1 protein-coding gene is annotated in these 635 nt (G+C 51.0%); it reads right to left on the bottom strand.

All coding sequences use genetic code 11. The annotated features are described in order from the left end of the window. Positions 1 to 23: 23 nt before the first annotated feature. Positions 24 to 635 (bottom strand): Tn3 family transposase (locus F2P45_RS34390; RefSeq protein WP_166882680.1); only part of this gene is annotated, 612 nt, incomplete at its 5' end.

Genomic DNA, 635 nt, shown 5'->3' with positions numbered 1-635 from the left:
AAATTGAGCTGTAAGTGACTGAATTATTGAAGAATCTTGGTTTTGTAGTTCATTGGCGGCAGCTTTCTTTCCAAGTCTAAGGTGTAATCGCCATACCGATTGATGTGCTCGGTTCTATAGGGCGCAAGGCCGGCAAGGATTTCTTCATCGATCGGCAACCCCTCCCCCTGCATTTCCTTCAATACACCCGTCATCGCCTCGACATTGTGAAGGATGGCCAGGTTGGCCACCAACTGATTGTATTTCACAACTTTGCGCTGCTCGTGACGCACGTTTTCGGCGATGATGCCTTGGTTGCCGAAAAACAGCCACTTGATGAACTGGTTGAATTCCTCGCTCTTATTGGTCGCGGCTTGGATCGTTTTACGCAACTCTACGTCTCCAATATATTTGAGGAGGAAATCAGTCCTCACGACCCGCCCGAGCTCGCGGAACGCAAAATACAGCTTGTTTTTCCGGCTCGCCGTGCCCAATCGGCGCAGTATCGTCGATGGGGTGAGCTTGCCCGCCCTGATGGATAGCGCGATGCGCAGCATGTCCGGCAGATGGATTTCGATCAGTTCCCAGTTGATTGATTCGCTGAACAAACCGTTGATGTGCTCGTAGCGCGTACCGCGGTCTGGTTTGTAAAAAAC

It is taken from the genome of Massilia mucilaginosa, assembly GCF_011682145.1.
GTDB classification, from domain to species: Bacteria; Pseudomonadota; Gammaproteobacteria; order Burkholderiales; family Burkholderiaceae_D; genus Telluria_A; species Telluria_A mucilaginosa.
This window is presented reverse-complemented; position numbering and strand designations above follow the sequence as displayed.